Genomic DNA, 26,191 nt, shown 5'->3' on the forward strand with positions numbered 1-26,191 from the left:
CGGTGCCCGGATTCCCATCGTTAACGGCCCCGGAACGGTTCTCGTCCTACGCTCGCGGCCCCGCCTTTCCGATCGCCCGTTCCCGGGACTGACCATGCACGCCAGCGCTCCGCATTCCGGTCGGGCCATCCTCGGCGGCCTGCGCGCGGACATGGCGGATCTCATTTTCAACGACGCGCGGTTCCTGGCCTTCGGGCGGCTGGCCGCGATCTTCCTCCTGCCGATCACCGCCGCGATCATCATCGTGCTGTTCGGCTCGGGACCGGAGCCCCGCCGCAATTGGTACGGCGAAATCCTCGGCAACGATTTCACACAGGTATGGGTGGCCGGTCGCGCCGCCCTGGAGGGACGCGCCGCCGAATCCTACGACCTCGCACGCCACCTCGCGAACCTGCGGGAGGCGTTCGGGCCGGATTGCCGTTTCGCATGGCACTACCCGCCGATCTTCCTGATGCCGGCGGCGGGGCTGGCGTGGATGGACCCACGGGCGGCCTACCTCGCGTGGTGCGCCCTTTCGGCCGCGTTCTTCTTCCTCGTCCTGCGGCGGGCGGCCGGGCGCACAGACATCGCCCTGATCGCCTTCGCCCACCCCCTGGTGTTCTGCAACCTCTCCTACGGGCAGAACGGGCTGTTCACCGCCGGGCTGATGACGCTGGGCCTCTTCATCCTCGACAGGCGCCCGCGCCTCGCCGGCCTGTGCTTCGGCCTCCTCGCCTTCAAGCCGCATTTCGCACTACTGGCGCCGCTGCTGCTCATCGCCACCGGACGCTGGCCCCCGCTCCTCGCCTGCGCGGCGACGGTGCTCGCCTCCTGTCTCGCCTCGGTGGCCCTGTTCGGCATCGAGCCGTGGATCGGCTTCATCCACTCGCTCTCCAGCACCAACCGCATCATCCTTCAGGAGGCGGCGGCGGGGCTCGACCTCAACGCCAGCGCTTTCGGCGCGGTGCGCCTGCTCGGCGGCTCCGTCGCCCTGTCCTGGATAGTCCAGGGTGCGGTCGCCCTGGCGGCCCTCGCCTTCGTCCTGCGGGTCTGGCGCTCGGAAACCCCGCCGGAATTGCGTGCCGCCGCGTGTCTCTGCGTGACGCCGCTGCTCTCGCCCTACGTGCCGGTCTACGACCTCGTGCCGCTGCTGCCCGCGACCCTGTTCCTCGGGCTCGCCGCCGTGAAGGAGGGTGGGCTCGTCGCCCATGAGCGGATGCTGATCGCCCTCAGCCCCCTCACGGCCCTGATCAGGATCGCGGCCGGCGAGACCGGCTTCTCCTTCGGCCTCGCGCTCGCGCTGGCGACCTTGGCCTGCGTCGCGTGGCGCATCGGGCTGAAGGCGCTCATACCGCAGGGCGGCTTCGCCTTCACCCGCCGAGCGGTCGCGGGATCCTGAAGGGCAGCATCAGCTGCACCAGCGGATTGCGGAACCGGTCGAGGGACAGGCTCTCGTGGACCGCCCGCACCGGCTCCCCCGCCAGCGTCGAGGCCAGCAGCGAGCGCGAATAGAACGGCGTGTCCTCGAAGGTGGTGATCACCCGCGCGCGGCCGTCGTCGCTGCGGGTCTCGCGCGGCATCCGCCAGAACCCGGTGGGCGGCAGCTTGGCGGGGAGCGGCGGGCGTATGTCCCGCCGCGTGCCGTCGAAGGCGAAGCCCAGCGAGAGGTTGCGCCCGCCGCCGTCGCGGTGCGCCACGTCGTAGAGGATCGCCGCCCCGTCCGGCAGTTCGGCCCGGCACCAGGTCCAGCGGGTGAAGGCGTCGGCCAGCGGCTCGTCGCCGTCGTTGGTGTCGAAATAGCCGCTGCCCTGCCAGGACAGGCCGGGCTCGGCGAGCGAGACCTCCACCCGCGAGGCCGGCGCCATCGGCCACCAGCGGTGCCGCCCGGCCGGATCGAGGTGGAACGGCCCCGCCGTGATGCCGGAGGGCCGCAGGCGTACCGTGCCCCGGATGCGCCGGGGCAGCGGCGCCCCGCGCTCGTCGATGCGCACGGTGAGTTCGGTGCCGTCCCATTCCATGGCGCTCGGGCCGATGGCGATGTGGTCCGCCCCACGGGAGAGGGCGGCCTCCTTCCGCTCGGTCATGGCGAAGCGGCTCGGGCGGCCGTAGAGCACGACGTTCATCGCGCAATGGTCGAAGGGGTTCTTGTCCCGGCTCCAGCCGTAATAGGGCGAGAACACGCTGCCGATGAAGGCGATGATGGTGAGGCCCTGGGTGCCGTCGTCGCTCACCGCATCGACGTACCACCAGACATAGCCGTTGCGCCCGACCGGCCCGTCGAACCGAGGTCGGCGAGGATCGCTGCCGCCGCGAGCCTCCCCGATTGCGCCGCCATCGGCACGCCCGGCCCCGGATGGACCGAGCCCCCCGCGAGGTAGAGCCCCGCCACCTTGGTCCGCGCCCCCGGGCGCTTGAACGTCGCCGCCCACCCCTGCGACGCCCGTCCGTACAGGGCGCCCTGGCTCCCCGGGAACAGGCCCGCGAACGCCTCCGGCGTCGTCACCGTGGCCGCCGATTCCCGCGTCAGGGACAAGCCGCAGGCGTGCAGCCGCGCCTTCAGGTTGGTCTCGCATCGGGCGATCTCCGTGGCAGGCAGGGGGCGCTCCGTGCCATCGGCCGGGGCGTTGACGAGCATCAGCAGCCGCTCCGGCCCGCCCGCGAAGGCGCCCTCGGCGCTGCGGTCCTGGGCGCAGATGTAGACCGTGGGGTCGGTGGGCAGGCGGCGGTCGCGCAGGATCGTGTCGAACTCGGCGCGGTAGTCGCGGGAGAAGAACACCGTGTGGTGGGCCAGCGGAAAGCCGGCCGTCTCGGCGCGCGCACAGAATGTCACTGCGGACAGCGAGCGCTCGGCACGAGCGATCCGGTCGCCGGCCGGCGCCGCCGCGCGGCCCAGCAGCCCCGCGCCCAAGGCCGCCACGTCGCCGTTGCAGACCACGACATCCGCCGGGATGCGCCCGCCCCCCTTCAGCCGCACGCCCGTCACCTTGCCGGCGGCGATGTCGATCTCCTCGACATGGGCGCCGTAGCGGAACTCCGCGCCGTTCTCGACGGCGAGGCCGGCGATGGAAGCGGCGAGCGCGCTCAAGCCCCCCTGAACCGTCCAGACGCCCGCCTGCTCCACATGCGCCACCAGCATCAGCGTCGCCGGGGCGGTGAAGGGCGAGGCGCCGCAATAGGTGGCGTAGCGCCCGAACAGCTGCAGCAGGCGCGGATCGCGGAAATACTCCTTCAGCGCAGACCATAGGGTCGCGAAGGGCTGGATGCGCCACAGGTCGCCGATCCCCGAGATCCCGACCCTTTTCGCGAGCCCCGTCGGCCCCGTCCGGCCGGAGCGGATGAAGGGGCCTTCCAGCGTGCGGTAGACTTCCGCCGCGCGGGCGCAGAAGCGCCGGTAGCCCTCCGCCTCGCCTGCTCCCGCGAAGGCCTGGATCGCCGCCGCCGAGGCATCGATGTCGGCGAAGAGGTCGAGACGTTCGTCGCGGCTCCATGCGTGGCGGGCGAGCAGGCTCGCGTCCCGCAAGGTGACGCGCTCGGCGAGGCTGGCGCCGCACTCGGCCAGAAGCTCATCGAACACCCAGCGCATGGTGAAGACGGTCGGCCCCGCCTCGATGCGGGTGCCGTCCACCGGCACCGCGCGCATCTTCCCGCCGGGTGCCTCGGCCCGCTCCACGACCGTGACCGACAGGCCGGCACGGGCGAGCCTGAGGGCGGCGGCGAGCCCGCCGATCCCAGCTCCGATCACGACGACGCGTGTGGCCGACACGGTTGCGGAGCCTCCCGGTTCGGGATTGATCTTCTCGTCCGTGAGTGTCAATTATAAGTGACACATGGCGATGGCAACCCGCCATGACAGGGAGGGCGGCATGGAGCCCGGCTCGCGGATCGAAACGGCTCTCGACAGGGCTGTCGCCTACTCCGAGGCGCCCGGTGCGCCGCCCCGTCTGGCGGAGGCCATGCGCTACGCCGTCTTCCCCGGCGGGCATCGCATCCGGCCCCGGCTCTGCCTCTCCGTGGCGCGGGCCTGCGGCGACGACGATCCCAACGGCGCCGATTCGGCGGCGGCGGCGATCGAGCTTCTGCACTGCGCCTCCCTCGTCCACGACGATCTGCCCTGTTTCGACGACGCGCCGATGCGCCGCCAGAAGGACACGGTCCACATCGCCTTCGGCACGCCGATCGCCGTGCTGACCGGGGACGCGCTGATCGTACTGGCCTTCGAGACCCTGGCGCGGGGCGCGTGGCGGCATCCGCGCCGGCTCGCGCGGCTCGTGAGCCTCCTTGGCCGGGCGGCGGGCTCGCCCTGCGGCATCGCAGCCGGTCAGGCCTGGGAATCCGAGGAGCATGTGGACCTGAGCGCCTACCAGCAGGCCAAGACCGGCGCGCTCTTCGCGGCGGCGACGGTGGCCGGCGCGGCGGCGGCGGGGGCCGAGCCGGAACCGTGGCGGCGCCTCGGCGAAGCCCTGGGCGAGGCCTATCAGGTGGCCGACGATCTGCGCGACGTCGCCTGCCGCCAGGAGGAGATCGGCAAGCCCGCCGGGCGCGACGCGACCCTCGGGCGGCCCAATGCGGCGACGCTGCTCGGCACGGGCGGCGCCCTCGACAGGCTGAAGCGCCTCACCCGCGAGGCCATCGCGGCGGTGCCGGATTGCCCCGGCGCGAAGGGGCTGACGGCGGAGATCGAGGCGCAGGCCCGGCTGTTCCTGCCGGCGAGCCTGCGGGCGGTGTCGGCCTGAGCCGGGGCGCGGCCCTGTCGGACCCTCCGGTGGCGCGCCCGCGCCCGCTCTCCGAGCGCTGGCTGGCGCTGCGCAACCGCCTCGTGGCGAGCCCGCGCTTCCAGCGCTGGGCGGCGGGTTTTCCGCTGACGCGGCGCATCGCGCAAGGAAACACGCGAACGCTCTTCGATCTCTGTGCCGGCTTCGTCTACGCGCAGGTGCTCACGGCCTGCATCCGGCTCGACCTGTTCGACATCCTGGCCGAGGGGCCGATGACGGGCGACGCCCTTGCCGTGCGCCTCGGCCTGTCGCCGGAGAAGGCGCGGACGCTGCTCCTCGCCGCCCGCTCCCTCGACCTGATTCGCGCCCTGCCGGACGGGCGCTTCGCCCTGGCCGATCTCGGCGCTGCCGTCACCGGCAATCCCGGCATCGCCGCGATGGTCGAGCACCACGCCCTGCTCTACGCCGACCTCGCCGATCCGGTCGCCCTGCTGCAGGGCCGCACCGAGCGCACGCGGCTTTCCTCCTACTGGCCCTATGCCGAGGGCGGCGCCGTCGCGCCGGGCGAGGCCGCGCCCTACGGCGCGCTGATGGGCACGTCCCAGGCGATGATCGCGCAGGACATCATCGAGGCCTGCGACCTGCGGGGCATCCGCCACTGGATGGATGTCGGCGGCGGGGAGGGGGCCTTCCTCGAAGCCGCCGCGCCGCATCTGCCGGGGCGACGACTCACCCTGTTCGACCTGCCCGCCGTGGCGGAACGGGCCGGCGCGCGCCTCGGCCGGGCCGGGCTCGGCGATCGGATCGCGTGCGTCGGCGGCGACTTCCATACCGGCCTGCCGGCGGGCGCCGACGCGATCTCCCTCGTGCGCGTCCTCCACGACCATGACGATGCGCCGGTGCGGGCGCTCCTGCGCGCCGTCCACGCGGCGCTCTCTCCCGGAGGCCGGCTCGTCATCGCCGAACCGATGGCGGGGACGCCCGGCGCGGAGCCGGTGGGGGACGCCTATTTCGGCTTCTACCTGCTGGCCATGGGCTCCGGGCGTCCTCGTACGGCAGACGAACTGTCACGTCTGGCCCAGGAAGCCGGATTCGCGGCGGTGAAAGAGCGCAAAACCCGTCGTCCGCTGCTCGCTCGCGTGCTGGTCGCACACAAAACTGGCAGCTGACTGTTAAGACAGGTTGACGCGAGAAAGTGTCTATCTAGAATGACACTCCGGCGACCCGCCCCTGCGGTGTCACCTTTGAGTCGGGCGGAAATTCCAGTCATGGACGCTCTCGCCGTTATCCTCGAACAACCGGAAAGGCTGGCGCTGCGGCGGCTGACCCTGACGGGCGCGGGTGCGGGCGACGCGGTGGTGGATGTCGCCTGGAGCGGCATCAGCACCGGCACCGAGCGCCTGCTGTGGTCCGGCCGGATGCCGGCCTTCCCCGGCATGGGCTATCCGCTGGTGCCGGGCTACGAGACCGTTGGCCAAGTCGCTGAGGCCGCCGCCGACGCCCCCGTCCGCGTGGGGCAATGGGTGTTCGTCCCCGGTGCGCGCTGCTTCGGTCCCGTGCGCGGCCTGTTCGGCGGCGCCGCCTCCCGCCTCGTCGCCCCCGCCGACAAGCTGCTTCCCGTCGATGGGGCGCTGGGCGAGCGCGCCTGCCTGCTGGCTTTGGCCGCCACCGCCCACCGCGCGGCCGGCGGTATCGCGGAGGGCGAGCGTCCCCTGATCGTCGGGCACGGCGTGCTCGGCCGGTTGCTGGCCCGCGTCGCCGTGGCGATGGGGGCCGAGCCGACCGCGTGGGAGACGAACCCCGCCCGCCGGGACGGCGCCGAGGGCTATGCCATCCTGGCCCCCGAGGACGATGCGCGACGCGACTACACCCGCATCCTCGACGTGAGCGGCGATTCCGCCGGCCTCGACGGGCTGATCGGGCGCCTCGCTCCCGGCGGCGAGATCGTGCTCGCGGGTTTCTACGAGGCGCCGCTCTCCTTCGCCTTCCCGCCCGCCTTCATGCGGGAGGCGCGCCTGCGCATCTCCGCCGAGTTCCGGCCGGGCGACCTCGCCGCCGTCACCCGCCTCATCGAGGCGGGGCGGCTGTCCCTCGACGGCCTGATCACCCACCGCGTGCCCGCCGCGCGGGCCGAGGAGGCTTACCGGACGGCCTTCGCCGATCCGGCCTGCCTCAAGATGGTCCTGGATTGGAGGGACGCCGCATGAACGTTCAACTGAACAAGGCGGCCCTGGCCCAGGCGACGCAGCTGCGCGACGAAGCCGCCATCGAGCCCGATCCCGTCTCCACCGCCCCGGCGAAGAAAGAGACGCAGATCATCGCGATCTACGGCAAGGGCGGCATCGGCAAGTCGTTCACGCTGGCGAACCTCAGCTACATGATGGCCCAGCAGGGCAAGAAGGTGCTGCTCATCGGCTGCGATCCGAAGAGCGACACCACCTCCCTTCTGTTCGGCGGCAAGGCCTGCCCGACCATCATCGAGACCTCCACGAAGAAGAAGCTCGCGGGCGAGCAGGTCGCCATCGGCGATGTCTGCTTCAAGCGGGATGGCGTCTACGCGATGGAGCTCGGCGGGCCGGAGGTCGGGCGCGGCTGCGGCGGGCGCGGGATCATCCACGGCTTCGAGCTTCTGGAGAAGCTCGGCTTCCACGAGTGGGGCTTCGATTTCGTCCTGCTCGACTTCCTCGGCGATGTGGTCTGCGGCGGCTTCGGCCTGCCGATCGCCCGCGACATGTGCCAGAAGGTCATCGTCGTCGGCTCGAACGACCTGCAATCGCTCTACGTCGCCAACAACGTCTGCTCAGCGGTCGAATACTTCCGCAAGATGGGCGGCAACGTCGGCGTCGGCGGGCTCGTCATCAACAAGGATGACGGCACCGGCGAGGCGCAGGCCTTCGCGGAGGCCGCCGGCATCCCGGTGCTCGCCTCGATCCCGGCCGACGACGACATCCGCAAGAAGAGCGCGAATTACGAGATCATCGGCAAGCCGGACGGCCGCTGGGGCGACCTGTTCTCCGAACTCGCCGCCAACGTGGCCGGCGCGGCGCCGCACCGCCCGACGCCCCTGACCCAGGACGGCTTGCTCGGCCTGTTTTCCAGCGAGACCACCGGCCGCGACGTGGTGCTCGTCCCCGCGACGCAAGAGGACATGTGCGGGGTCGCCGAGGTGACCAAGCCGTCCCTCGAAGTCGTGTACGACGAGGTCTGACGCGCATGGCCGTCTCCCTCGACATCGCCGAACTGCGGGCCCGCAAGGCGGCCCCCGCCATCGACCTCGCCGCCACCAAGGGCGACGGGCTCGGCTGCCACGCCGGCAAGGACGCGATGCGGGAGGCCGCCGAGGCGGCGGGGATGTCCGAGACCCTGGCGCAGCTGCGCGAGGATTACCCGCAGGGTCCGCACGACCAGCCGCAGAGCATGTGCCCGGCCTTCGGGTCGCTCCGCGTCGGCCTGCGGATGCGTCGCACCGCGACGATCCTGTCGGGTTCGGCCTGCTGCGTCTACGGCCTGACCTTTACCTCGCATTTCTACGGTGCCCGCCGCAGCGTCGGCTACGTGCCGTTCAACTCCGAGACGCTCGTCACCGGCAAGCTGTTCGAGGACATTCGCGAGGCGGTCCACGCCACCGCGAAGCCTGAGGATTACGACGCCGTCGTCGTCATCAACCTCTGCGTTCCCACGGCGTCGGGCGTGCCGCTGCGGCTGCTGCCGAAGGAGATCGACGGGGTCCGCGTCATCGGCATCGACGTGCCGGGCTTCGGCGTGCCGACCCATGCCGAGGCCAAGGACGTGCTCGCCGGTGCCATGCTGAAGGTCGCCCGCGCCGAGGCCGAGCAGGGTCCGGTCCAGGCGCCGAAGGGCGGCCGCTCCGAGCGCCCGACCGTGGCGCTGCTCGGCGAGATGTTCCCCGCCGACCCGATGGTGATCGGCGGCCTGCTGGCGCCCCTCGGCCTCGCCGCCGGGCCGGTGGTGCCGACGCGCGAATGGCGCGAATTGTACGGCGCCCTCGACTGTTCGGTCGTGGCCGCGATCCACCCGTTCTACACGGCGAGCATCCGCGAGTTCGAGGCGGCCGGGCGGCCCATCGTCGGGTCGGCCCCCGTGGGCGTCGAGGGCACGGCCGCATGGCTGGAGCGGATCGGCGCCGCCTGCAACGTTTCCGCCGAGACCATCGATGCGGCCAAGGCCGGCATCCTCGCCGGCATTCGCGGCGCGCTCTCGGCCTCGCCGATCAAGGGCCGGATCACGCTCTCCGGTTACGAGGGCTCGGAGCTTCTGGTCGCCCGCCTGCTCATCGAGAGCGGCGCCGAGGTGCCCTATGTCGGCACGGCCTGCCCGCGCACGCCGTGGTCCGAGGCGGATCGCGACTGGCTCGAAGCCCATGGCTGCGAGGTCCGCTACCGGGCCTCCCTCGAAGACGACCTCTACGCCTTCCACCACTTCCGGCCGGACCTCGCCATCGGCACGACGCCCGTGGTGCAGAAGGCCAAGGAGGCCGCGACGCCGGCCCTCTACTTCACGAACCTCATTTCGGCCCGCCCGCTGATGGGCGCGGCCGGCGCCGGCTCGCTGGCGACGGTGGTGAACGCGGCACTCGCCAACAAGCCGCGCTTCGATGCGATGCGCGACTTCTTCGAGGGCGTCGGCACCGGTCATGCGGCCGGCGTCTGGCAGGAAATTCCGCAGAAGAAGCTCTCTCCGAAGGCCGAAGGCCCGAAGAAGCCGATTGGGGAGATGGCATAATGCTGATCCTCGATCACGACAGGGCCGGCGGATACTGGGGCGCGGTCTACGTCTTCACGGCGATCAAGGGGCTGCAGGTGGTCATCGATGGCCCGGTGGGCTGCGAGAACCTGCCCGTCACCTCGGTGCTGCACTACACCGACGCCCTGCCGCCGCACGAACTCCCCATCGTGGTGACGGGTCTGGCCGAGGAAGAACTCGGCCGCCACGGCACCGAGGGCGCGATGAAGCGCGCCCATTCGACCCTCGATCCGGGGCTGCCCAGCGTCGTCGTCACCGGCTCCATCGCGGAGATGATCGGCGGCGGCGTCACCCCGGAGGGCACCGGCCTCCAGCGGTTCCTGCCGCGCACCATCGACGAGGACCAATGGCAGGCCGCCGACCGGGCGATCACCTGGCTCTGGCAGGAATACGGGGCGCGCAAGTTCGCCAAGAAGGGCATCCCGGCCCGGCCCGCCCGCAAGGAGGGCGAGAAGCCCCGCGTCAACCTGATCGGCCCGGCCTACGGCACCTTCAACATGCCGAGCGACCTCGCCGAGATCCGGCGGCTGGTGGAAGGCATCGGCGCCGAGGTGAACTTGACCTTCCCGCTGGGCTCGCACCTCGCGGACGTGCCGAAGCTCGTCAACGCCGACGCCAATATCTGCCTCTATCGGGAATTCGGCCGGGGGCTCTGCGAGGCGCTGGAGCGCCCGTATCTGCAAGCGCCCATCGGCGTGCTCTCGACCACCAAGTTCCTGCGGGCGCTGGGCGAGATTCTGGGCGTCGATCCCGAGCCGTTCATCGAGCGCGAGCGCCACACCACGATCAAGCCGGTCTGGGACCTGTGGCGGTCGGTGACGCAGGACTTCTTCGGCACGGCGAGCTTCGGCATCGTCGCCACTGAGACCTATGCACGGGGCGTCCGCCATTTCCTCGAGGAGGAGATGGGCCTGCCCTGCCACTTCGCCTTCGGCCGGTCCGCCGGGCTCAAGCCCGACAACGCCAAGGTGCGGGACGCCATCGCCAAGAACCCGCCGCTGGTGCTGTTCGGCTCGTTCAACGAGCGGATGTACCTCGCGGAGGCCGGCGGCCGGGCGACCTACGTGCCCGCCTCGTTCCCCGGCGCGATCATCCGGCGGCACACCGGCACGCCGTTCATGGGCTACGCGGGCGCGACCTACCTCGTGCAGGAAGTCTGCAACGCCCTGTTCGACACGCTCTTCCACATCCTGCCGCTCGCCCGCGACATGGACAAGGTCGAGCCGACCCCGGCCCGCACCCACCGCGAGCTGCCCTGGGATGCCGAGGCGCTGTCCGCCCTCGACCGCGCCGTGGAGGCGCAGCCCGTCCTCGCCCGAATCTCCGCCGCCAAGCGCCTGCGCGACGCGGCCGAGCGCGCCGCCCGCACGGCCGGCGCCGACACCGTTGCCGCCGGTCACGTGACCGGCGCGCGCTCCACACTCAGCGCGGGAATCCCCGCATGAGCCGCCTTCCACGAGAGGAGACCTGAGGATGCGTACGATGGCCCCGACCGCGCGCCTGCATCAGGAGGAACTCCAGTTCCGGCTGATCCTGGCCGCGACCTACCCCTTCTTCCTCGCCGCCGCCGCCCTCGGCCGGATGTCGCCCGCCCGCAAGCCCGTCCATGCGGGCCTGCCGACGCCGCACCGTTCGGTCTTCGGCGAGGCCCGGGCGATGGCCGTCCAGGCCATTCCCTTCGCCTTCATGGGCTGAGCGTTCGCGCTTCAGCCCAAACACGAGACGCTTCCGTCCGGTCACGCGGGGGAAGTGAGGCCGCGCCACACGCGGCAGCACCCGTCGCGCCTCGCAAGGGACGCGGCCAACACACGGAGGTCTTAAACCATGGCTGGTGGACCCATCACGACTGAAAGACCGAGCAGCCTGTCCGGGCTGACGGAACCGGAGGCCAAGGAGTTCCACGCGATCTTCCTGACGAGCTTCCTCATCTTCACGGCGATCGCCGTGGTCGCCCACATCCTCGTCTGGCTGTGGCGCCCGTGGCTTCCTGGACCGCAGGGCTACGCCTCGCTCGAAGGCGTGACCGACACGGCCCGCGCCCTCGTTTCCATGATCGGCTGAGGAGGATCGGATGCACAAGGTTTGGTTGCTTTTCGATCCGCGGCGCACGCTGGTGGCTTTGTTCACCTTCCTCTTCATCCTGGCGCTGCTGATCCACTTCATCCTGCTCTCGACCGACCGGTTCAACTGGCTGGAAGGTCCGAAGGCGAACAAGGCCGCGAACGCCATCACGCTCGCGCTGCCGGAAATGCCGGCCTGACAACAATGCGCGGAGGGGCGGACCTCGCCGCCCGCCCCTCCGAATGACGAACGGGAGGTCTTCGCCATGGCGATGCTGAGCTACGAGCGCAAATACCGGGTCCGCGGCGGCACCTTGCTCGGCGGCGACCTCTTCGATTTCTGGATCGGCCCCTATTTCGTCGGGTTCTTCGGCGTGACGGGGATCTTCTTCACCGTGCTGGGCACGGCCCTGGTGATCTACGGCGCGGCCCTCGGCCCGACCTGGAACATCTGGCAGATCAACATCGCCCCGCCGGACATCAGCTACGGCCTGAAGCTCGCGCCCCTGAAGGAGGGCGGGCTTTGGCAGATCATCACCATGTGCGCGCTGGGCTCGTTCGTGTCCTGGGCGCTGCGCGAGGTCGAGATCTGCCGCAAGCTCGGCATCGGCTACCATGTGCCGATCGCCTTCGGCATGGCGATCTTCGCCTATTTCACCCTGGTGGTGATCCGCCCGTTCCTGATGGGCGCCTGGGGCTACGGCTTCCCCTACGGCATCCTCTCGCACCTCGATTGGGTGTCGAACACGGGATACCAGTATCTCCACTTCCACTATAACCCGGCGCACATGCTCGCGGTGACGTTCTTCTTTACCACGACGCTGGCGCTCGCCATGCACGGCGGCCTGATCCTGTCCTCCACCAATCCGCCGAAGGGCGAGGTGGTGAAGACCCCCGAGCACGAGGACACCTTCTTCCGCGATACGATCGGCTACTCGATCGGCACCCTCGGCGTGCACCGGCTCGGCTGGTACCTGGCGCTGTCCGCCGGGTTCTGGAGCGCGGTCTGCATCGTGATCAGCGGTCCGTTCTGGACCCAGGGCTGGCCCGAATGGTGGGGCTGGTGGCTCAACCTGCCCGTGTGGCGCTGATTAATATCCCGCAGTCCGCGCGGGGCGTGTCGCGGACGCTGCGAGCCGGGTCGGGTCGACCGACCGGCCTCCTGGGGATCGGACGATGGCCTATTACCAGAATTTCTTCACGCAGGTTCAGGTCCGGCCCCTTGAGCCGGAAATGGGCATCCCCGTCGCGGTCAACGACCGCGTCGGCAAGCCGTTCAACAGTTACCTGTTCGGCCTCATCGGCAACAGCCAGGTCGGGCCGATCTATATCGGCTACATCGCGGCCCTCTCGATGGTCTGCGGGCTGATCGCCTTCGAGATCATTGGCCTCAACATGTGGGCCTCGGTGAACTGGGATCCGGTGCAGTTCGTGCGCCAGCTGCCCTGGCTCGCCCTGGAGCCGCCGCTGCCGAAATACGGCCTGCGCATCCTGCCGCCGCTGGCGGAAGGCGGCTGGTGGCTGATCGCCGGCTTCTTCCTGACCACCTCGATCCTGCTTTGGTGGGTCCACCTGTATCGCCGCGCCAAGGCGCTGGGTCTCGGCACGCACGTGCCGTGGGCTTTCGCCAGCGCCATCTGGCTCTATCTCGTGCTCGGCTTCATCCGGCCGATCATGATGGGCTCGTGGTCCGAGGCGGTGCCCTTCGGCATCTTCCCGCACCTCGATTGGACGGCGGCGTTCTCGCTCCGCTACGGCAACCTGTTCTACAACCCGTTCCACATGCTCTCGATCACCTTCCTCTACGGGTCGGTGCTGCTCTTCGCGATGCATGGCGGGACGATCCTGGCCTGCTCGCGCTACGGGGCGGATCGCGAGATCGACCAGATCGTGGATCGCGGCACGGCGACCGAGCGCGCCGCCCTGTTCTGGCGCTGGACCATGGGCTTCAACGCCACGATGGAATCGATCCACCGCTGGGCGTGGTGGTTCGCGGTGCTCACCACCCTCACGGGCGGCATCGGCATCCTCCTCACCGGCACGGTGGTGGACAACTGGTACCTCTGGGCGGTCAAGCACGGCGTCGCGCCGTCCTACCCGCAAGTCTACGGGCCGATCGTCGATCCGGCCCATCTCAGCCCCGTCGTGAAGCCGTGAGGAGGGCGCCATGAAAACCGTTCTCTCCGTGGCGGGGGCCGCCCTGGCCCTCTTCCTCACCATCGCGATGTTCGGCGGGGCGGGCTGGACCCACCCCCCGATGGCCAACAAGCAGACCGGCTTCCGCGGCACCGGCATGGACCTCATCCGCACGAGGGCGGGCAACGAGGAACTGGCCGACGCCAACCGGGCACCGGCTCCGGCCGACCCCGCCGACGCCTCCGGCGACAAGGCGTCGGCCGTCTACGAGAACGTGCAGGTGCTGGGCGATCTCTCCGCCGAGCAGTTCAACCGGGTGATGGTGTCGATCACGGAATGGGTCGCGCCGCAGCAGGGCTGCACCTACTGCCACAGCACCGAGAACATGGCCTCCGACGAGCTCTACCAGAAGCGCGTCGCCCGCCGCATGTTGCAGATGACCCAGTACATCAACTCGACGTGGAAGGAGAAGCACGTCCACGAGGCGGGTGTGACCTGCTACACCTGCCACCGGGGCAATCCCGTGCCGGCCAACGTCTGGTTCGACACGCCCCCGCCCTCGGCCGGCGCCAAGTTCATCCCGCGCAACAACGGCCAGAACCGCGCCTCGGCCAATGTCGGCCTGACCTCGCTGCCCTACGCCGTTTTCGACGAGTATTACGCCAAGAAGGACCTGCCGGAATCCTTCGTGCGGGTGAACGCGACGACGGCCCTGCCCGAATCGAAGAGCAAGCCGATCCAGGACGCGGAGCGCACCTTCGCGATCATGATCACGATGTCCCAGGCGCTGGGGGTGAATTGCACCTTCTGCCACAACACCCGCTCGGTGGCGCAATGGGAGACCAGCACCCCGAACCGGGTCCAGGCGTGGTACGGCGTGCACATGGTTCGCGAGCTGAACCAGGACTTCATGCACCCGCTGACCACGACGTTCCCCGAGGCGCGCCTCGGGCCGACCAACGACGTCGCCAAGATCAGCTGCGCCACTTGCCACAACGGCGCGAACAAGCCGCTGAACGGCGCCAAGGTGATCGAGCCCTACCCGGAACTCGCCCACCCGACGACTCAGGTGAGCCTGCCCACCGGCGAGGCCAAGGACCCGATCCCGGGGACCACGACGCCGGCGGTGAAGCCGCCGATGTAGAGGCGGGATGACGTCGCTGATGGTGAGGATGAAGGAGGGCGGTGCCCTCCTTTTTCTGTTTTGCACTGCGGAACCCGTCGCCGCTGCACGACGTCTCTCGGAGACGGCCGAGCTTCACCGGAGGGTTGATCATGACCATCACGATCTCGCACCTGCAGCCGATCATCGCCATCGTGGCCGGCATCCTGATCCTCGTGATGCCGCGCCTGCTGAATTACATCGTGGCGATCTATCTCATCGCGGTCGGCGTCATCGGGCTTGGCCTGTTCCGCGGCCTGTCCTGAGTCGGGCCGGACGCGGCGCCTCCAGGGGCCGTCTCCCCCCACCTTTCAGGGAATGGACTTCAAGGTTCCGATTTCGTCACAGAAGCCTGACGTGACCCGCTGCGCGTTCATCTTGCGTTGCGGTGCCGAATGGTTCACCCCGCCGTGAAGGGCTTTCACGGCCCAACGGCGAGCGACGAGCGGTATAGAGATGGCTGGCGACGCGAAGTGGGTCTACGCCTTCGGTGACGGCAAGGCCGAAGGCAAATCGCAGATGCGCGATCTGCTGGGCGGCAAGGGCGCGAATCTGGCGGAGATGTCGAATCTCGGCCTGCCGGTGCCCCCCGGCTTCACCATCACCACCGAGGTCTGTACGTATTACTACGACCACGGGAAGAGCTATCCGCCGGAACTGAAGGATCAGGTCACCGCCGCCCTGGCGCAGGTCGGCAAGCTCACCGGCCGTGCCTTCGGCGATGCGAAGGCCCCGCTCCTCGTCTCGGTCCGCTCCGGCGCCCGCGCTTCCATGCCCGGCATGATGGACACGGTGCTGAACCTCGGCCTCAACGACGAGACCGTGACGGCGCTCGCCAAGGAAGCCGACGACGAGCGCTTCGCCTACGATTCCTACCGCCGCTTCATCACGATGTACTCGAACGTCGTTCTCGACGTGGAGCACCACGCCTTCGAGGAGGCGCTGGAACAGTACAAGGAAACGAAGGGCTTCGAACTCGACACCGAACTCGGCGCCGAGGACTGGAAGACCCTGATCAAGACCTACAAGGAGATCGTGCGCAAGGAGCACGGCTCCGACTTCCCGCAGGGCGCCGACGACCAGCTCTGGGGCGCCATCGGCGCCGTGTTCAATTCGTGGATGATTCCGCGCGCGAAAAAGTACCGCGAGCTGAACAACATCCCCGAGAGCTGGGGCACCGCCGTCAACGTGCAGGCGATGGTGTTCGGCAACATGGGTGACACGTCGGCGACCGGCGTGGCCTTCACCCGCAACCCGTCCACCGGCGAGAGCGCTCTCTACGGCGAGTTCCTCATCAACGCCCAGGGCGAGGACGTGGTGGCGGGCATCCGCACCCCGCAGAACATCACCGAGAAGGCCAGGACAGAGGCCGGCAGCGACAAGCCTTCGATGGAGAAGGCCATGCCCGAAAGCTTCGCGGAGCTGACCCGGATCTACGGGATCCTGGAAGGCCATTACCGCGACATGCAGGACATGGAGTTCACCATCGAGAAGGGGAAGCTCTGGATGCTCCAGACCCGCAACGGCAAGCGCACCGCCAAGGCGGCCCTGCGCATCGCCGTGGATCTGGCGGCCGAGGGGCTGATCTCCCGTGAGGAAGCCATCGGCCGCGTCGAGCCCTCCGCCCTCGACCAGCTGCTGCACCCGACCATCGACCCGAAGGCCGAGCGCAAGGTGATCGCCACCGGCCTGCCGGCCTCGCCGGGCGCCGCCACGGGCGAGATCGTGTTCAACTCGGAGGATGCCGAGGCGCATCGCAAGGCCGAGCGGAAGTGCATCCTCGTGCGCGTCGAGACCTCGCCCGAGGACATCCACGGCATGCACGCCGCCGAGGGCATTCTCACCACGCGCGGCGGCATGACCAGCCACGCGGCGGTGGTGGCGCGCGGCATGGGCAAGCCCTGCGTCTCCGGCGTCGGCACGATCCGCATCGACTACAAGGCCCAGACGATGACCGTCGGCGGCCAGATGCTGAAGGCGGGCGACAAGATCACTATCGACGGCTCGACCGGCCAGGTGATCCTCGGCGAGGTGGCGATGCTGGAGCCGGAGCTCTCCGGCGACTTCGCGACGCTCATGGAATGGGCCGACGGCATCCGCACCATGAAGGTGCGCACCAACGCCGACACGCCCACCGACGCCCGTACCGCGCGCAACTTCGGCGCCGAGGGCATCGGCCTCTGCCGCACCGAGCACATGTTCTTCGAGGGGGACCGGATCATCGCCGTCCGCGAGATGATCCTGGCCGACGATTCCGAGGGCCGTAAGGCGGCGCTCGCGAAGATCCTGCCCTACCAGCGGCAGGACTTCATCGAGCTGTTCAAGATCATGTCCGGCCTGCCGGTGACGATCCGCCTGCTCGATCCGCCGCTGCACGAGTTCCTGCCGCACACCGATCAGGAGGTGGCGGAGGTCGTGAAGGCGACGGGGGTCTCGGAGGACAAGATCCGCCACCGGATGCGCGAACTCTCCGAACATAACCCGATGCTCGGCTTCCGCGGCTGCCGCCTCGCCATCGCCTTCCCGGAGATCGCCGAGATGCAGGCCCGCGCCATCTTCGAGGCCGCCATCCAGGCCGCCGAGGAGACCGGCAAGCCGGTGACGTCGGAGGTGATGGTGCCGCTGGTCTTCACCCGCGCCGAGTTCGACCTCGTGAAGGCCCGCATCGACGCCACGGCGAAGGCCGTCGAGCAGGAGAAGTTGGCCAAGCTCGACTATCAGGTCGGCACGATGATCGAGCTGCCCCGCGCCGCTCTGATGGCGGGCCAGATCGCCGAGACGGCGGAGTTCTTCTCCTTCGGCACGAACGACCTGACCCAGACGGCGCTCGGCATCTCCCGCGACGACGCGGCGACCTTCCTCGGGCCCTACACCCAGAAGGGCATCCTGCCGGCGGATCCGTTCATCACCATCGACCAGGAAGGCGTGGGCGAGTTGGTGCGGATCGGCTGCGAGCGCGGCCGGGCGACCCGCCCGGGCATCAAGCTCGGCATCTGCGGCGAGCATGGCGGCGATCCCGCCTCCATCGGCTTCTGCCAGGAGGTCGGGCTCGATTACGTGTCGTGCTCGCCCTATCGCGTGCCGATCGCCCGCCTCGCCGCCGCCCAGGCGGCCTTGGGCAAGGCCCACGCAGGCGAGGGTTGAGAATCCGTTGCGGCGCCCCGTTCAGGGGCGCCGCGACACGCGCGGCAAACTGCGCGGTGTAAAAAAGTACGCAACTGGTGATCGCCGCAGTTGAACCTCTGCCGTTACGGCACGTTGCATGCTAGCGAGCCGTGACGTCCGCAAGAGCGTCGCCGGATCGTCCGGCCGATGGCGTCGCGGGTGAAGCTAGCCCCCATGAGCGACAGCAGAACGTCCCCGCTGGTCCTTGGCCCCTGCGCCGCCGAGACCATCGTTCCGCGCGCCGCCGTGCGCGCCTATTTGGCGCTCTCCGCCGGACTCGGCGCCATCGTCACCGGCTTGATGCTGACCATGTCGGTCGCTGCCAACAGCGGCGGCGAGGCCGAGCGCATCACCGATACGCGGGAGGACGGCTACGCCCTCACGCTGGTTTCTGCCCTGGCCGTGAACCTGGCGAAGCCTTTGCGCTGAAGGGCCCGGCACAGTCACAGCCGTCATTGCGAGCAAAGCGAAGCAATCCAGGGAGCCGCTACGTCCTCGGATGGACCGCTGCCCTGGATTGCTTCGCTGCGCTCGCAATGACGGCGCGGATGGGGGAAGCGCGGAGAACAGGGGAGGGGAGCGACGGACCTGCCGCCCGCGCCCCCCGTCGCCCCGTTAGTCCTGGCCTTCCATCGCTTCCAGCTCGGCGATCATGCCCTCGATCATCCCGAGGCCGACCTGCCAGAAGCCGGGGTCGCGCGCATCGAGCCCGAACGGCGCCAGCAATTCGCCGTAGGGCTTCGCGCCGCCGGCCGCCAGCAGCGCCATGTAGCGCTCCGCGAAGCCGTCGCCGGAGGTCTGGTAGACCCCATAAAGCGAGTTCACGAGGCAATCACCGAACGCATAGGCGTAGACGTAGAACGGCGAGTGGATGAAGTGCGGGATGTAGGCCCAGAAGGGCTCGTAGCCCGCATCCAGCGTGATCGCCGGGCCGAGGGATTCCGCCTGCACCGAGAGCCACAGGGCGTTGATCTGCTCGGTGGTCAATTCGCCCTTGGCGCGGGCGAGGTGGACCTTCCGCTCGAACAGGTAGAACGCGATCTGGCGCACCACCGTGTTGATCATGTCCTCGACCTTCGCCGCGAGCATCGCCCGGCGCTGGGTCGTGTTCTGGGTCGCGGCGAGGAGCTTGCGGAAGGTCAGCATCTCGCCGAACACGCTGGCCGTCTCGGCGAGCGTCAGCGGGGTCGGCGCCATGAGGGCGCCGTTCGGGCCGGCCAGCACCTGATGTACCCCGTGCCCGAGTTCGTGGGCCAGCGTCATCACGTCCCGCGGCTTGCCCTGGTAGTTCACCAGCACGTAGGGGTGCACGGAGGGCACGGTCGGGTGCGCGAAGGCGCCCGGCGCCTTGCCCGGCCGGGTCGGCGCGTCGATCCAGTTGCGGTCGAAGAAGCGCTTGGCGATGCCGGCCATGTCTGGTGAGAACGCCTCGTAGGCGGTCAGCACCGTGTCGCGGGCCTCGGTCCAGGGGATCGTGCGCTGATCGACCTTCGGCAGGGGCGCGTTGCGATCCCAATAGGGCAGGGTCTCCTGCCCGAACCACTTCGCCTTCAGCTTGTAATAGCGGTGCGACAGGCGCGGATAGGCCGCCTGCACGGCATCGACCAGCGCTGCCACGACCTCGGGCTCGACCCGGTTGGAGAGATGGCGGGCGTCGGCCACGTCCCGGAAGCCGCGCCAGCGGTCGGAGATCTCCTTGTCCTTGGCCAGCGTGTTGGTGATGAGCGTGAACACGCGCAGGTTCGTGCGCAGCACCTCGCTGATCGCTCCGGCGGCCTCCTTGCGGACGGTCCCGTCAGGGTCCTGCAGCTTGTTGAGGGTCGGCTCCAGGGACAGGCGCTCGCCCTGCACGGTGAAGCGCAGGCCGGCGATGGTCTCGTCGAACAGGCGGTCCCAGGCGGCATTGGCCGTCACCGACTTTTCGAGGAACAGCTTCTCGATCCGGTCCTCGAGCTGGAACGGCTTTTCCCGGCGGAGGTCGTCGATCCATGGGGCATAGCGCGCGAGCGGCGCCTGCGTCTTGGCCGCGTCCATGGTCGCGTCGTCCACGCGGTTCAGTTCCAGGCCGAAGAATAGCAGGTCGCCGGAGGCGTTGGTCAGGCGTTCGCGGGTGTCGCCGTAGAACTTGGCGCGGGTTTCGTCCGTGGTGTCGCTGGAATAGACGAGCCCGGCATAGGACATCAGCTTGCCGAGAAGATCCTCGATCCGCTCGTAGGCGGCGACGGCTTCGGCGAGACGCGAGGGAGCATCCGGCCCGGTGGCGAGACCGACGATCTTGCCGGCGTAGTCATCGCTGAACTGGCGGCACTCCTCCTCGGCACGGGTGAGGTCGGTGGAAAAGTTCGGATCGTCCAGGCCGGCATAGAGATCGGTCAGGTCCCATTCGGGCAGCGGGCCGAGGATCTGGCCGAGATCGGCCGCCTTCGCGGCGGCGCGGGCGGCGTCGGCTCCTTCTGCCATCGCGGCGGGCAGCGGGGCGGCGGGGCTCACTCTCATCGGATTTTCAGTCCTCGGGGGCGCGTTGAAGGCAGCGTGCGCTCAGGGGGGATATCGAGCGAAGCCCGCTGCGGTTCAACGCAAGCCTCAATGTCATGCTCCTAGGCGTCATCCGCCGGGAAGACAAAACGTCGTTAAGTGCGACTTTACGGATCTGGGCGAGGGTACGGCTCGAAACGAAACAGCCGCCGAATCGGATGCGCGCCGGAGACTTGGCGCGGACCCGGTTGGTGCGGCCTCAAGGGTGCCGCCATGTCGACCGCCGTCCTCATCGTCGACGACGATCCCGTGCAGCGCCGCCTGACCGAGGCCGCGGTCCGCCGGTTCGGTTTCGAGGCGCGCGTGGCCGAGAGCGGCATGGACGGCCTCGCCATGCTGCGGGCCGAGGGCGCCGATGTGGTTCTCCTCGACATGGTGATGCCGGGCCTCGACGGTCTCGGCGTGCTGGCCGAGATGCGCCGCACCGGCCTCGACACGCCGGTCATCGTGCAGACCTCGAACGGCTCCATCGACGCCGTCGTGAACGCCATGCGGGCGGGCGCGGTGGATTTCGTGGTGAAGCCGGCGGGGGCCGAGCGGCTTCAGGTCTCGATCAAGAACGCCCTCCGGGTGGATCACCTCGAAGAGGAAGTCCGCCGGATGCGCCGCCGGGCCTCGGGGGCGCTGACCTTCAAGGACCTCGCGTCCCGCAGCCCGGACATGGAGCGGGTGATCCGCCTGGCCGAGCGCGCGGCCAAATCCACGATTCCCGTTCTGATCGAAGGCGAATCGGGCGTCGGCAAGGAAGTGCTGGCCCGCGCGATCCAGGGATCGGGCGACCGCAAGGGCAAGCCGTTTGTGACCGTGAATTGCGGTGCGATCCCCGAGAACCTCGTGGAATCGACCCTGTTCGGGCACGAGAAGGGCGCCTTCACGGGCGCCACCGAGAAGCATGCCGGCAAGTTCGTGGAGGCTTCGGGCGGGACGCTGTTCCTGGACGAGATCGGCGAGTTGCCCCTCGACGCGCAGGTGAAGCTCCTGCGCGCCCTCCAGGAGGGCGAGGTCGATCCCGTGGGCGGCAAGCGCTCGGTGCGGGTGGATATCCGGCTCATCTCGGCCACCAACCGCTCGCTCCTCGACCTCGTGAAGCAGGGCAAGTTCCGCGAGGATCTGTTCTACCGGCTGAACGTGTTCCCGATGACGCTGCCTCCCCTGCGGGCACGGCGCGAGGACGTGGCCGAGCTGGCGCGCTCATTCTGTGCGCGCTTTGCCGCCGAGGAAGGCAAGCGCGTCCGGGGCATCAGCCAGGAGGCGATGGCGCTGCTCACCCGCTATCCCTGGCCCGGCAACGTCCGACAGTTGGAAAACGCCCTGTTCCGCGCTGTGGTGCTGGCGGATGGCGACGAACTCACGCTGGCCGAATTCCCGCAGATCGCGGCGCAGGTCGAGGGCTTCGACGTCCGCATTCCCCCGGCGCCGAACCAGCCGGTGATGCCGGCCTACGCGCCGGAGCCGGTGCGCGAGATCGTGCGGGTGGAGGTGCGCGACCCGCACGCCCTGTCGCTGGTCACGGAGGAGACCGGCGAGATCAAGACGATGGAGACCCTGGAGGCGGACATCATCCGCTTCGCCCTGCAATTCTACCGGGGGCGGATGTCCGAGGTGTCCCGGCGGCTCGGGATCGGCCGCTCGACCCTCTACCGCAAGCTGAAGGATCTCGGCCTCGAAGGCGAAGAGAAGGCCGACGACGCGGCGTGAGCCGTTCGAATCGTTCACGCGGAGCAAAATCGCTCCGAGGCAACCGCACTTTGGTCTGGGAAAGGTCCTGTCGAAGGCCCTCTTTGACGGGTCTTCGGGCAATTGCGACGATTGAGCCCGTGGGCTAGATAAGCTAACAACGAAAAAACAGTTGCGCCCAAGGGATCCGCTTCAGATGGCCGAGAGTCAAACCGTGTCGGGGCACGCCTATAGCCCGGCAATGGATGGGTCCACTCACGAGCAGACCTATCGCGGCTTTGTCCGCTTCGTGGAAATCGGCACCGGCGTCGTGCTCTGCTGGGTCCTCGCCTTGGCCGTGGGCGGTGTCCGCGAGGCGTGGATGCTTGCCATCGTCGGCGTGATCGCCTCGGGTGCGGCCGGCGCCGTCGGCGCGCTCGCCCCGGCCATCGGCTGGCGGGCTCCGCTCGTGGTCGGCGTGCTTCTTGCTCTCTACCTCGCGTTCGCCTGAGGTCGCGCCGAGCGGCCCGGTCGAACCGGGGGCCGGTCGGTCTTGCGGGATCACTCGGCGGCAGGCTTGCCGTCGAGTTACATCCGCTTCGAAACTCCTATCGCAACCTGACGTGATCTCTCGAAATGTTGCCGAGCTTGGCGCATTCGGGGAATCACATGCTTATGTCTGAGGGTCGACGCATGCGCATCGCTGTGCTGTCCGAAACGGACTCCGCGGAACCGCGGGTCGCGGCGGTGCCGGAGACGGTGAAGAAATTCAAGGCGCTCGGCGCCGATGTCGTCGTTCAGTCCGGCGCGGGCACCCGTGCCGGCATCCTCGACAGCGAGTACGAAGCCGCCGGCGCCACCGTCGCATCGAGCGCCGGAGAGGCTGCCCGTGACGCCGACCTGATCCTGAAGGTCCGCCGTCCCGCCAAGGACGAGCTTCCCAACCTCAAGCGCGGCGCCACCGTCGTCGCCATCATGGACCCCTACGGCAACGAGGCGGCCCTGAAGGACATGGCTGACGCGGGCGTCGACGCCTTCGCCATGGAGCTGATGCCCCGCATCACCCGCGCGCAGGTGATGGACGTGCTGTCCTCGCAGGCGAACCTCGCCGGCTACCGCGCCGTTGTGGACGGCGCCTCGGAATACGGCCGCGCCATGCCGATGATGATGACGGCGGCGGGCACCGTCCCGGCGGCCCGCGTCTTCGTGATGGGCGTCGGCGTCGCCGGCCTTCAGGCCATCGCCACCGCCCGCCGCATGGGCGCGGTCGTGACCGCCACCGACGTCCGCCCCGCCACCAAGGAACAGGTCGAATCCCTCGGCGCGAAGTTCGTCGCCGTCGAGGACGACGAGTTCAAGCAGGCCGAGACGGCTGGCGGCTACGCCAAGGAGATGTCGGCCGAGTACCAGAAGAAGCAGGCCGAGCTGGTGAAGGGCCACATCGCCAAGCAGGACATCGTCATCACCACGGCCCTCATCCCGGGCCGCCCGGCGCCGAAGCTCGTCTCCGAGGAGATGGTGGCCTCGATGAAGCCGGGCTCGGTGCTGGTGGACCTCGCGGTGGAGCGCGGCGGCAACGTCGTCGGCGCGAAGCCGGGCGAGGTCGTCGTCACCGACAAGGGCGTGAAGATCGTCGGCCACCTTAACGTGCCGGGACGCCTCGCCGCCACGGCGTCGAGCCTCTACGCGCGCAACCTCTACGCCTTCATCGAGACCCTGGTCGACAAGGAGTCCAAGGCTCTGGCGATCAAGTGGGACGACGAGCTGGTGAAGGCCACCAATCTCACCCGCGACGGGTCCGTCGTCCACGCCTCCTTCCAGCCGAAGACCGACGGCGCCGCCTCCGAGGCCGGCGCGGTCGGTTTGGCCAAGTCCGAGCCGGGCAAGTCCCCGGCTGCCGGCGCCGCCTGATCCGTCGAGGGGATTCCTGTCATGGCAAACGTTGTCGTCGTTCCTCCCGACCAGGCGGCCGATCAGGCCCGCGTCCTGGCCGATGCGGCCCGCGCCGCCGCCGCCGTCGCCCGTAACGCCGCCGATCAGGCGCAGGTCATCGCCGACGGCATGGGCCACGGCGTGGCCGCCGCCACCGGCGGCGCGGTCGATCCCACCGTCTTCCGGCTCGCGATCTTCGTGCTGGCGATCTTCGTCGGCTACTACGTCGTATGGTCGGTGACCCCGGCGCTCCACACGCCGCTCATGTCGGTCACCAACGCGATCTCGTCGGTGATCATCGTCGGCGCGCTCCTCGCCGTGGGCGTGCCGCTCATCGAGAAGGGCACGGGCGTCGCCCGCTTCTTCGGCTTCATCGGCATCGTGCTCGCCAGCGTGAACATCTTCGGGGGCTTCCTCGTCACGCAGCGCATGCTCGGCATGTACAAGAAGAAGGGCTGAGCCGGTGTCCGAGAACGTCTCCTCACTCCTCTACATCGTCGCCGGCGTCCTGTTCATCATGGCGCTGCGGGGGCTCTCGCACCCGACCACCTCCCGCCAGGGCAACATGTACGGCATGGTCGGCATGGGGCTGGCCATCCTGACCACCCTGGTCGGCCACCCGCCGGCCGGGATCGGCGCGTGGTTCCTCGTGCTGCTCGGTCTCGGCATCGGCGGCGGCGCGGGTGCGGTGATCGCCAAGCGCGTGCCGATGACCGCCATGCCGCAGCTCGTCGCGGCCTTCCACTCGCTGGTCGGCCTCGCGGCGGTGTTCGTGGCGGCGGGCGCCCTCTACGCCCCGCAGGCCTTCGGCATTATCGAGAACGGCCACTTCCACAAGCAGTCGCTGTTCGAAATGGGCCTCGGTGTCGCCATCGGCGCCATCACCTTCACCGGCTCGGTCATCGCCTTCGCGAAGCTCGACGGCCGCATGTCCGGCAAGCCGATCATGCTGCCGCAGCGCCACCTCATCAACGCGCTGCTCGCCGCCGGCCTCGTGCTGCTGATCGCCCTGTTCATCGGCACCGAGTCGAAGGCCATCTTCTGGCTGATCATCCTCGCCTCGCTGGTGCTCGGCGGCCTGATCATCATCCCGATCGGCGGCGCCGACATGCCCGTCGTCGTGTCGATGCTCAACTCCTACTCGGGTTGGGCGGCGGCCGGCATCGGCTTCACCCTGGGCAACCTCGCGCTCATCATCACGGGCTCTCTGGTCGGCTCCTCGGGCGCGATCCTGTCGTACATCATGTGCCACGCGATGAACCGCTCGTTCATCTCGGTCATCCTCGGCGGGTTCGGCGGTGATTCCGCCGCGGCGGCCGGCGGTGGGCAGGTCGAGACGCGCCCCGTGAAGCAGGGCTCGTCGGACGACGCAGCCTACATCATGAAGAATGCCGAGCGCGTCATCATCGTCCCCGGCTACGGCATGGCGGTCGCCCAGGCGCAGCACAGCCTGCGCGAGATGGCCGACATGCTGAAGAAGGAAGGCGTCGACGTGAAATACGCCATCCACCCGGTGGCGGGCCGGATGCCGGGCCACATGAACGTGCTGCTCGCCGAGGCGAACGTGCCCTACGACGAGGTGTTCGAGTTGGAAGACATCAACGGCGAGTTCCCGCAGGCGGACGTCGCCTTCGTGATCGGCGCCAACGACGTCACCAACCCGGCCGCCAAGACGGACAAGGCCTCGCCGATCTACGGCATGCCGATCCTCGACGTGGAGAAAGCCAAGACCGTGCTCTTCATCAAGCGCGGCATGGGCTCGGGCTACGCCGGCGTGGAGAACGAGGTGTTCTTCCGCGACAACACGATGATGCTGTTCGGCGACGCCAAGAAGGTGGTGGACCAGATCCTCAAGGCGTTCTGATCGCAGCGGCTTCGCGAGGACGTATCGCGGCGAGGGCGGGGGGCTTCGGGCCCTCCGCCTTTTTCTTATGGAGCAGGGCCTGCTTCCCCTCTCCCCGCCTGCGGGGAGAGGCCCACGGACACCTTGTCGTGTCCGTGGGAAGCGAAGGCGCAGCCGGAGCGGCGGTGAGGGGGCTCACCGGATGAGACTCATCCGGTAGCCCCCCTCACCTTCGGCTGCCGCCTCG

Annotated in this window: 24 protein-coding genes; 21 read left to right on the plus strand and 3 right to left on the minus strand. The window is 69.2% G+C overall.

The genetic code is table 11. The features are described 5' to 3' along the window. Positions 1-94 precede the first annotated feature (94 nt). Positions 95-1,378 (plus strand): glycosyltransferase family 87 protein, encoded by a 1,284-nt coding sequence (locus tag ACS5Q7_RS08015; protein WP_478338802.1) that lies wholly within the window; start codon positions 95-97, stop codon positions 1,376-1,378. On the opposite strand, the gene ACS5Q7_RS08020 is transcribed toward ACS5Q7_RS08015, so the two are convergent. Together ACS5Q7_RS08020 and crtD are read right to left on the minus strand one after the other, a co-directional pair. Continuing rightward, positions 1,350-2,210: a carotenoid 1,2-hydratase gene (locus tag ACS5Q7_RS08020; protein ID WP_478338803.1), complete on the minus strand. Its 861-nt coding sequence runs from the start codon at positions 2,208-2,210 to the stop codon at positions 1,350-1,352. The genes ACS5Q7_RS08015 and ACS5Q7_RS08020 overlap by 29 nt on opposite strands. After that, on the minus strand, positions 2,207-3,742 hold the full coding sequence (crtD, locus tag ACS5Q7_RS08025; RefSeq protein WP_478338804.1) for a 1-hydroxycarotenoid 3,4-desaturase CrtD: 1,536 nt from the start codon (positions 3,740-3,742) through the stop codon (positions 2,207-2,209). The genes ACS5Q7_RS08020 and crtD overlap by 4 nt, the downstream gene beginning before the upstream one ends. A 100-nt stretch (positions 3,743-3,842) precedes the next feature. On the opposite strand from crtD, the gene ACS5Q7_RS08030 reads away from it, so the two are divergent. The 15 genes from ACS5Q7_RS08030 to ACS5Q7_RS08100 all read left to right on the plus strand — a co-directional run bounded on the left by ACS5Q7_RS08030 (position 3,843) and on the right by ACS5Q7_RS08100 (position 18,407). After that, positions 3,843-4,712 carry a polyprenyl synthetase family protein gene (locus ACS5Q7_RS08030; RefSeq protein WP_478338966.1) on the plus strand — a complete coding sequence of 290 codons (870 nt, stop codon included), beginning with the start codon at positions 3,843-3,845 and terminating at the stop codon, positions 4,710-4,712. Positions 4,713-4,741: 29 nt separating this feature from the next. After that, positions 4,742-5,860: a methyltransferase gene (locus ACS5Q7_RS08035; protein ID WP_478338805.1), complete on the plus strand. Its 1,119-nt coding sequence runs from the start codon at positions 4,742-4,744 to the stop codon at positions 5,858-5,860. Positions 5,861-5,959: 99 nt separating this feature from the next. After that, positions 5,960-6,898, plus strand: a complete 939-nt coding sequence (gene bchC, locus ACS5Q7_RS08040; protein WP_478338806.1) for a chlorophyll synthesis pathway protein BchC — start codon at positions 5,960-5,962, stop codon at positions 6,896-6,898. After that, positions 6,895-7,899, plus strand: a complete 1,005-nt coding sequence (locus ACS5Q7_RS08045) for a chlorophyllide a reductase iron protein subunit X (RefSeq protein ID WP_478338807.1) — start codon at positions 6,895-6,897, stop codon at positions 7,897-7,899. The genes bchC and ACS5Q7_RS08045 overlap by 4 nt, the downstream gene beginning before the upstream one ends. 5 nt (positions 7,900-7,904) lie before the next feature. Next, positions 7,905-9,434, plus strand: a complete 1,530-nt coding sequence (bchY, locus tag ACS5Q7_RS08050) for a chlorophyllide a reductase subunit Y (RefSeq protein WP_478338808.1) — start codon at positions 7,905-7,907, stop codon at positions 9,432-9,434. Beyond that, the gene (gene bchZ, locus ACS5Q7_RS08055) at positions 9,434-10,900 is read left to right on the plus strand and encodes a chlorophyllide a reductase subunit Z (protein ID WP_478338809.1); all 1,467 of its coding nucleotides are present in this window, start codon (positions 9,434-9,436) and stop codon (positions 10,898-10,900) included. Before bchY ends, bchZ begins: the two co-directional genes overlap by 1 nt. Before the next feature lie 28 nt (positions 10,901-10,928). Further along, on the plus strand, positions 10,929-11,150 hold the full coding sequence (locus ACS5Q7_RS08060; RefSeq protein WP_478338810.1) for a hypothetical protein: 222 nt from the start codon (positions 10,929-10,931) through the stop codon (positions 11,148-11,150). Between the two features lie 129 nt (positions 11,151-11,279). After that, positions 11,280-11,516, plus strand: coding sequence for a light-harvesting antenna LH1, beta subunit (gene pufB, locus ACS5Q7_RS08065; protein ID WP_238204760.1), 237 nt, complete (start codon positions 11,280-11,282; stop codon positions 11,514-11,516). Positions 11,517-11,526: 10 nt separating this feature from the next. After that, entirely contained in the window at positions 11,527-11,715 is a 189-nt protein-coding gene (gene pufA, locus ACS5Q7_RS08070) for a light-harvesting antenna LH1, alpha subunit (RefSeq protein WP_243958276.1), read from the plus strand. Positions 11,716-11,781: 66 nt separating this feature from the next. After that, positions 11,782-12,606, plus strand: a complete 825-nt coding sequence (gene pufL, locus ACS5Q7_RS08075) for a photosynthetic reaction center subunit L (protein WP_478338811.1) — start codon at positions 11,782-11,784, stop codon at positions 12,604-12,606. 85 nt (positions 12,607-12,691) lie between these two features. Beyond that, the gene (gene pufM / locus ACS5Q7_RS08080; RefSeq protein ID WP_478338812.1) at positions 12,692-13,672 is read left to right on the plus strand and encodes a photosynthetic reaction center subunit M; all 981 of its coding nucleotides are present in this window, start codon (positions 12,692-12,694) and stop codon (positions 13,670-13,672) included. 10 nt (positions 13,673-13,682) lie between these two features. Then, complete coding sequence (gene pufC, locus ACS5Q7_RS08085; RefSeq protein ID WP_478338813.1) at positions 13,683-14,795, plus strand: photosynthetic reaction center cytochrome PufC; 1,113 nt, start codon at positions 13,683-13,685, stop codon at positions 14,793-14,795. A gap of 131 nt (positions 14,796-14,926) precedes the next feature. Further along, on the plus strand, positions 14,927-15,079 hold the full coding sequence (locus tag ACS5Q7_RS08090) for a DUF3096 domain-containing protein (RefSeq protein WP_478338814.1): 153 nt from the start codon (positions 14,927-14,929) through the stop codon (positions 15,077-15,079). Between the two features lie 190 nt (positions 15,080-15,269). Continuing rightward, on the plus strand, positions 15,270-17,957 hold the full coding sequence (gene ppdK / locus ACS5Q7_RS08095; RefSeq protein ID WP_478338815.1) for a pyruvate, phosphate dikinase: 2,688 nt from the start codon (positions 15,270-15,272) through the stop codon (positions 17,955-17,957). Positions 17,958-18,152: 195 nt separating this feature from the next. Further along, positions 18,153-18,407 carry a hypothetical protein gene (locus tag ACS5Q7_RS08100; RefSeq protein WP_478338816.1) on the plus strand — a complete coding sequence of 85 codons (255 nt, stop codon included), beginning with the start codon at positions 18,153-18,155 and terminating at the stop codon, positions 18,405-18,407. Between the two features lie 186 nt (positions 18,408-18,593). Here ACS5Q7_RS08100 and ACS5Q7_RS08105 read toward each other — a convergent pair whose 3' ends face one another. Further along, positions 18,594-20,438: a M3 family oligoendopeptidase gene (locus ACS5Q7_RS08105; protein ID WP_478338967.1), complete on the minus strand. Its 1,845-nt coding sequence runs from the start codon at positions 20,436-20,438 to the stop codon at positions 18,594-18,596. A 288-nt stretch (positions 20,439-20,726) separates the two neighbouring features. Between ACS5Q7_RS08105 and ACS5Q7_RS08110 the strand changes: the two genes are divergently transcribed. From ACS5Q7_RS08110 to ACS5Q7_RS08130, 5 genes are all read left to right on the plus strand, one after another. Beyond that, positions 20,727-22,211: a sigma-54-dependent transcriptional regulator gene (locus ACS5Q7_RS08110; RefSeq protein WP_478338817.1), complete on the plus strand. Its 1,485-nt coding sequence runs from the start codon at positions 20,727-20,729 to the stop codon at positions 22,209-22,211. Positions 22,212-22,386: 175 nt separating this feature from the next. Continuing rightward, positions 22,387-22,680 carry an aa3-type cytochrome c oxidase subunit IV gene (locus tag ACS5Q7_RS08115; protein WP_478338818.1) on the plus strand — a complete coding sequence of 98 codons (294 nt, stop codon included), beginning with the start codon at positions 22,387-22,389 and terminating at the stop codon, positions 22,678-22,680. Between the two features lie 182 nt (positions 22,681-22,862). Next, on the plus strand, positions 22,863-24,080 hold the full coding sequence (locus ACS5Q7_RS08120; protein WP_478338819.1) for a Re/Si-specific NAD(P)(+) transhydrogenase subunit alpha: 1,218 nt from the start codon (positions 22,863-22,865) through the stop codon (positions 24,078-24,080). 21 nt (positions 24,081-24,101) lie between these two features. After that, positions 24,102-24,560 (plus strand): proton-translocating transhydrogenase family protein, encoded by a 459-nt coding sequence (locus ACS5Q7_RS08125; RefSeq protein ID WP_238204817.1) that lies wholly within the window; start codon positions 24,102-24,104, stop codon positions 24,558-24,560. 4 nt (positions 24,561-24,564) lie between these two features. After that, the gene (locus ACS5Q7_RS08130; RefSeq protein ID WP_478338820.1) at positions 24,565-25,965 is read left to right on the plus strand and encodes an NAD(P)(+) transhydrogenase (Re/Si-specific) subunit beta; all 1,401 of its coding nucleotides are present in this window, start codon (positions 24,565-24,567) and stop codon (positions 25,963-25,965) included. Positions 25,966-26,191 lie beyond the last annotated feature (226 nt).

This window comes from Methylobacterium sp. Gmos3, from assembly GCF_056430985.1.

What these genes read in the sequence shown, in the direction of transcription:
- ACS5Q7_RS08015 (WP_478338802.1), top strand. Translation starts at nt 95, where the DNA reads ATGCACGCCAGCGCTCCGCATTCCGGTCGGGCCATCCTCGGCGGCCTG.
- ACS5Q7_RS08030 (WP_478338966.1), top strand. Translation starts at nt 3,843, where the DNA reads ATGGAGCCCGGCTCGCGGATCGAAACGGCTCTCGACAGGGCTGTCGCC.
- bchC (WP_478338806.1), top strand. Translation starts at nt 5,960, where the DNA reads ATGGACGCTCTCGCCGTTATCCTCGAACAACCGGAAAGGCTGGCGCTG.
- ACS5Q7_RS08045 (WP_478338807.1), top strand. Translation starts at nt 6,895, where the DNA reads ATGAACGTTCAACTGAACAAGGCGGCCCTGGCCCAGGCGACGCAGCTG.
- bchY (WP_478338808.1), top strand. Translation starts at nt 7,905, where the DNA reads ATGGCCGTCTCCCTCGACATCGCCGAACTGCGGGCCCGCAAGGCGGCC.
- bchZ (WP_478338809.1), top strand. Translation starts at nt 9,434, where the DNA reads ATGCTGATCCTCGATCACGACAGGGCCGGCGGATACTGGGGCGCGGTC.
- ACS5Q7_RS08060 (WP_478338810.1), top strand. Translation starts at nt 10,929, where the DNA reads ATGCGTACGATGGCCCCGACCGCGCGCCTGCATCAGGAGGAACTCCAG.
- pufB (WP_238204760.1), top strand. Translation starts at nt 11,280, where the DNA reads ATGGCTGGTGGACCCATCACGACTGAAAGACCGAGCAGCCTGTCCGGG.
- pufA (WP_243958276.1), top strand. Translation starts at nt 11,527, where the DNA reads ATGCACAAGGTTTGGTTGCTTTTCGATCCGCGGCGCACGCTGGTGGCT.
- pufL (WP_478338811.1), top strand. Translation starts at nt 11,782, where the DNA reads ATGGCGATGCTGAGCTACGAGCGCAAATACCGGGTCCGCGGCGGCACC.
- pufM (WP_478338812.1), top strand. Translation starts at nt 12,692, where the DNA reads ATGGCCTATTACCAGAATTTCTTCACGCAGGTTCAGGTCCGGCCCCTT.
- pufC (WP_478338813.1), top strand. Translation starts at nt 13,683, where the DNA reads ATGAAAACCGTTCTCTCCGTGGCGGGGGCCGCCCTGGCCCTCTTCCTC.
- ACS5Q7_RS08090 (WP_478338814.1), top strand. Translation starts at nt 14,927, where the DNA reads ATGACCATCACGATCTCGCACCTGCAGCCGATCATCGCCATCGTGGCC.
- ppdK (WP_478338815.1), top strand. Translation starts at nt 15,270, where the DNA reads ATGGCTGGCGACGCGAAGTGGGTCTACGCCTTCGGTGACGGCAAGGCC.
- ACS5Q7_RS08100 (WP_478338816.1), top strand. Translation starts at nt 18,153, where the DNA reads ATGAGCGACAGCAGAACGTCCCCGCTGGTCCTTGGCCCCTGCGCCGCC.
- ACS5Q7_RS08105 (WP_478338967.1), bottom strand. Translation starts at nt 20,438, where the DNA reads ATGGCAGAAGGAGCCGACGCCGCCCGCGCCGCCGCGAAGGCGGCCGAT.
- ACS5Q7_RS08110 (WP_478338817.1), top strand. Translation starts at nt 20,727, where the DNA reads ATGTCGACCGCCGTCCTCATCGTCGACGACGATCCCGTGCAGCGCCGC.
- ACS5Q7_RS08115 (WP_478338818.1), top strand. Translation starts at nt 22,387, where the DNA reads ATGGCCGAGAGTCAAACCGTGTCGGGGCACGCCTATAGCCCGGCAATG.
- ACS5Q7_RS08120 (WP_478338819.1), top strand. Translation starts at nt 22,863, where the DNA reads ATGCGCATCGCTGTGCTGTCCGAAACGGACTCCGCGGAACCGCGGGTC.
- ACS5Q7_RS08125 (WP_238204817.1), top strand. Translation starts at nt 24,102, where the DNA reads ATGGCAAACGTTGTCGTCGTTCCTCCCGACCAGGCGGCCGATCAGGCC.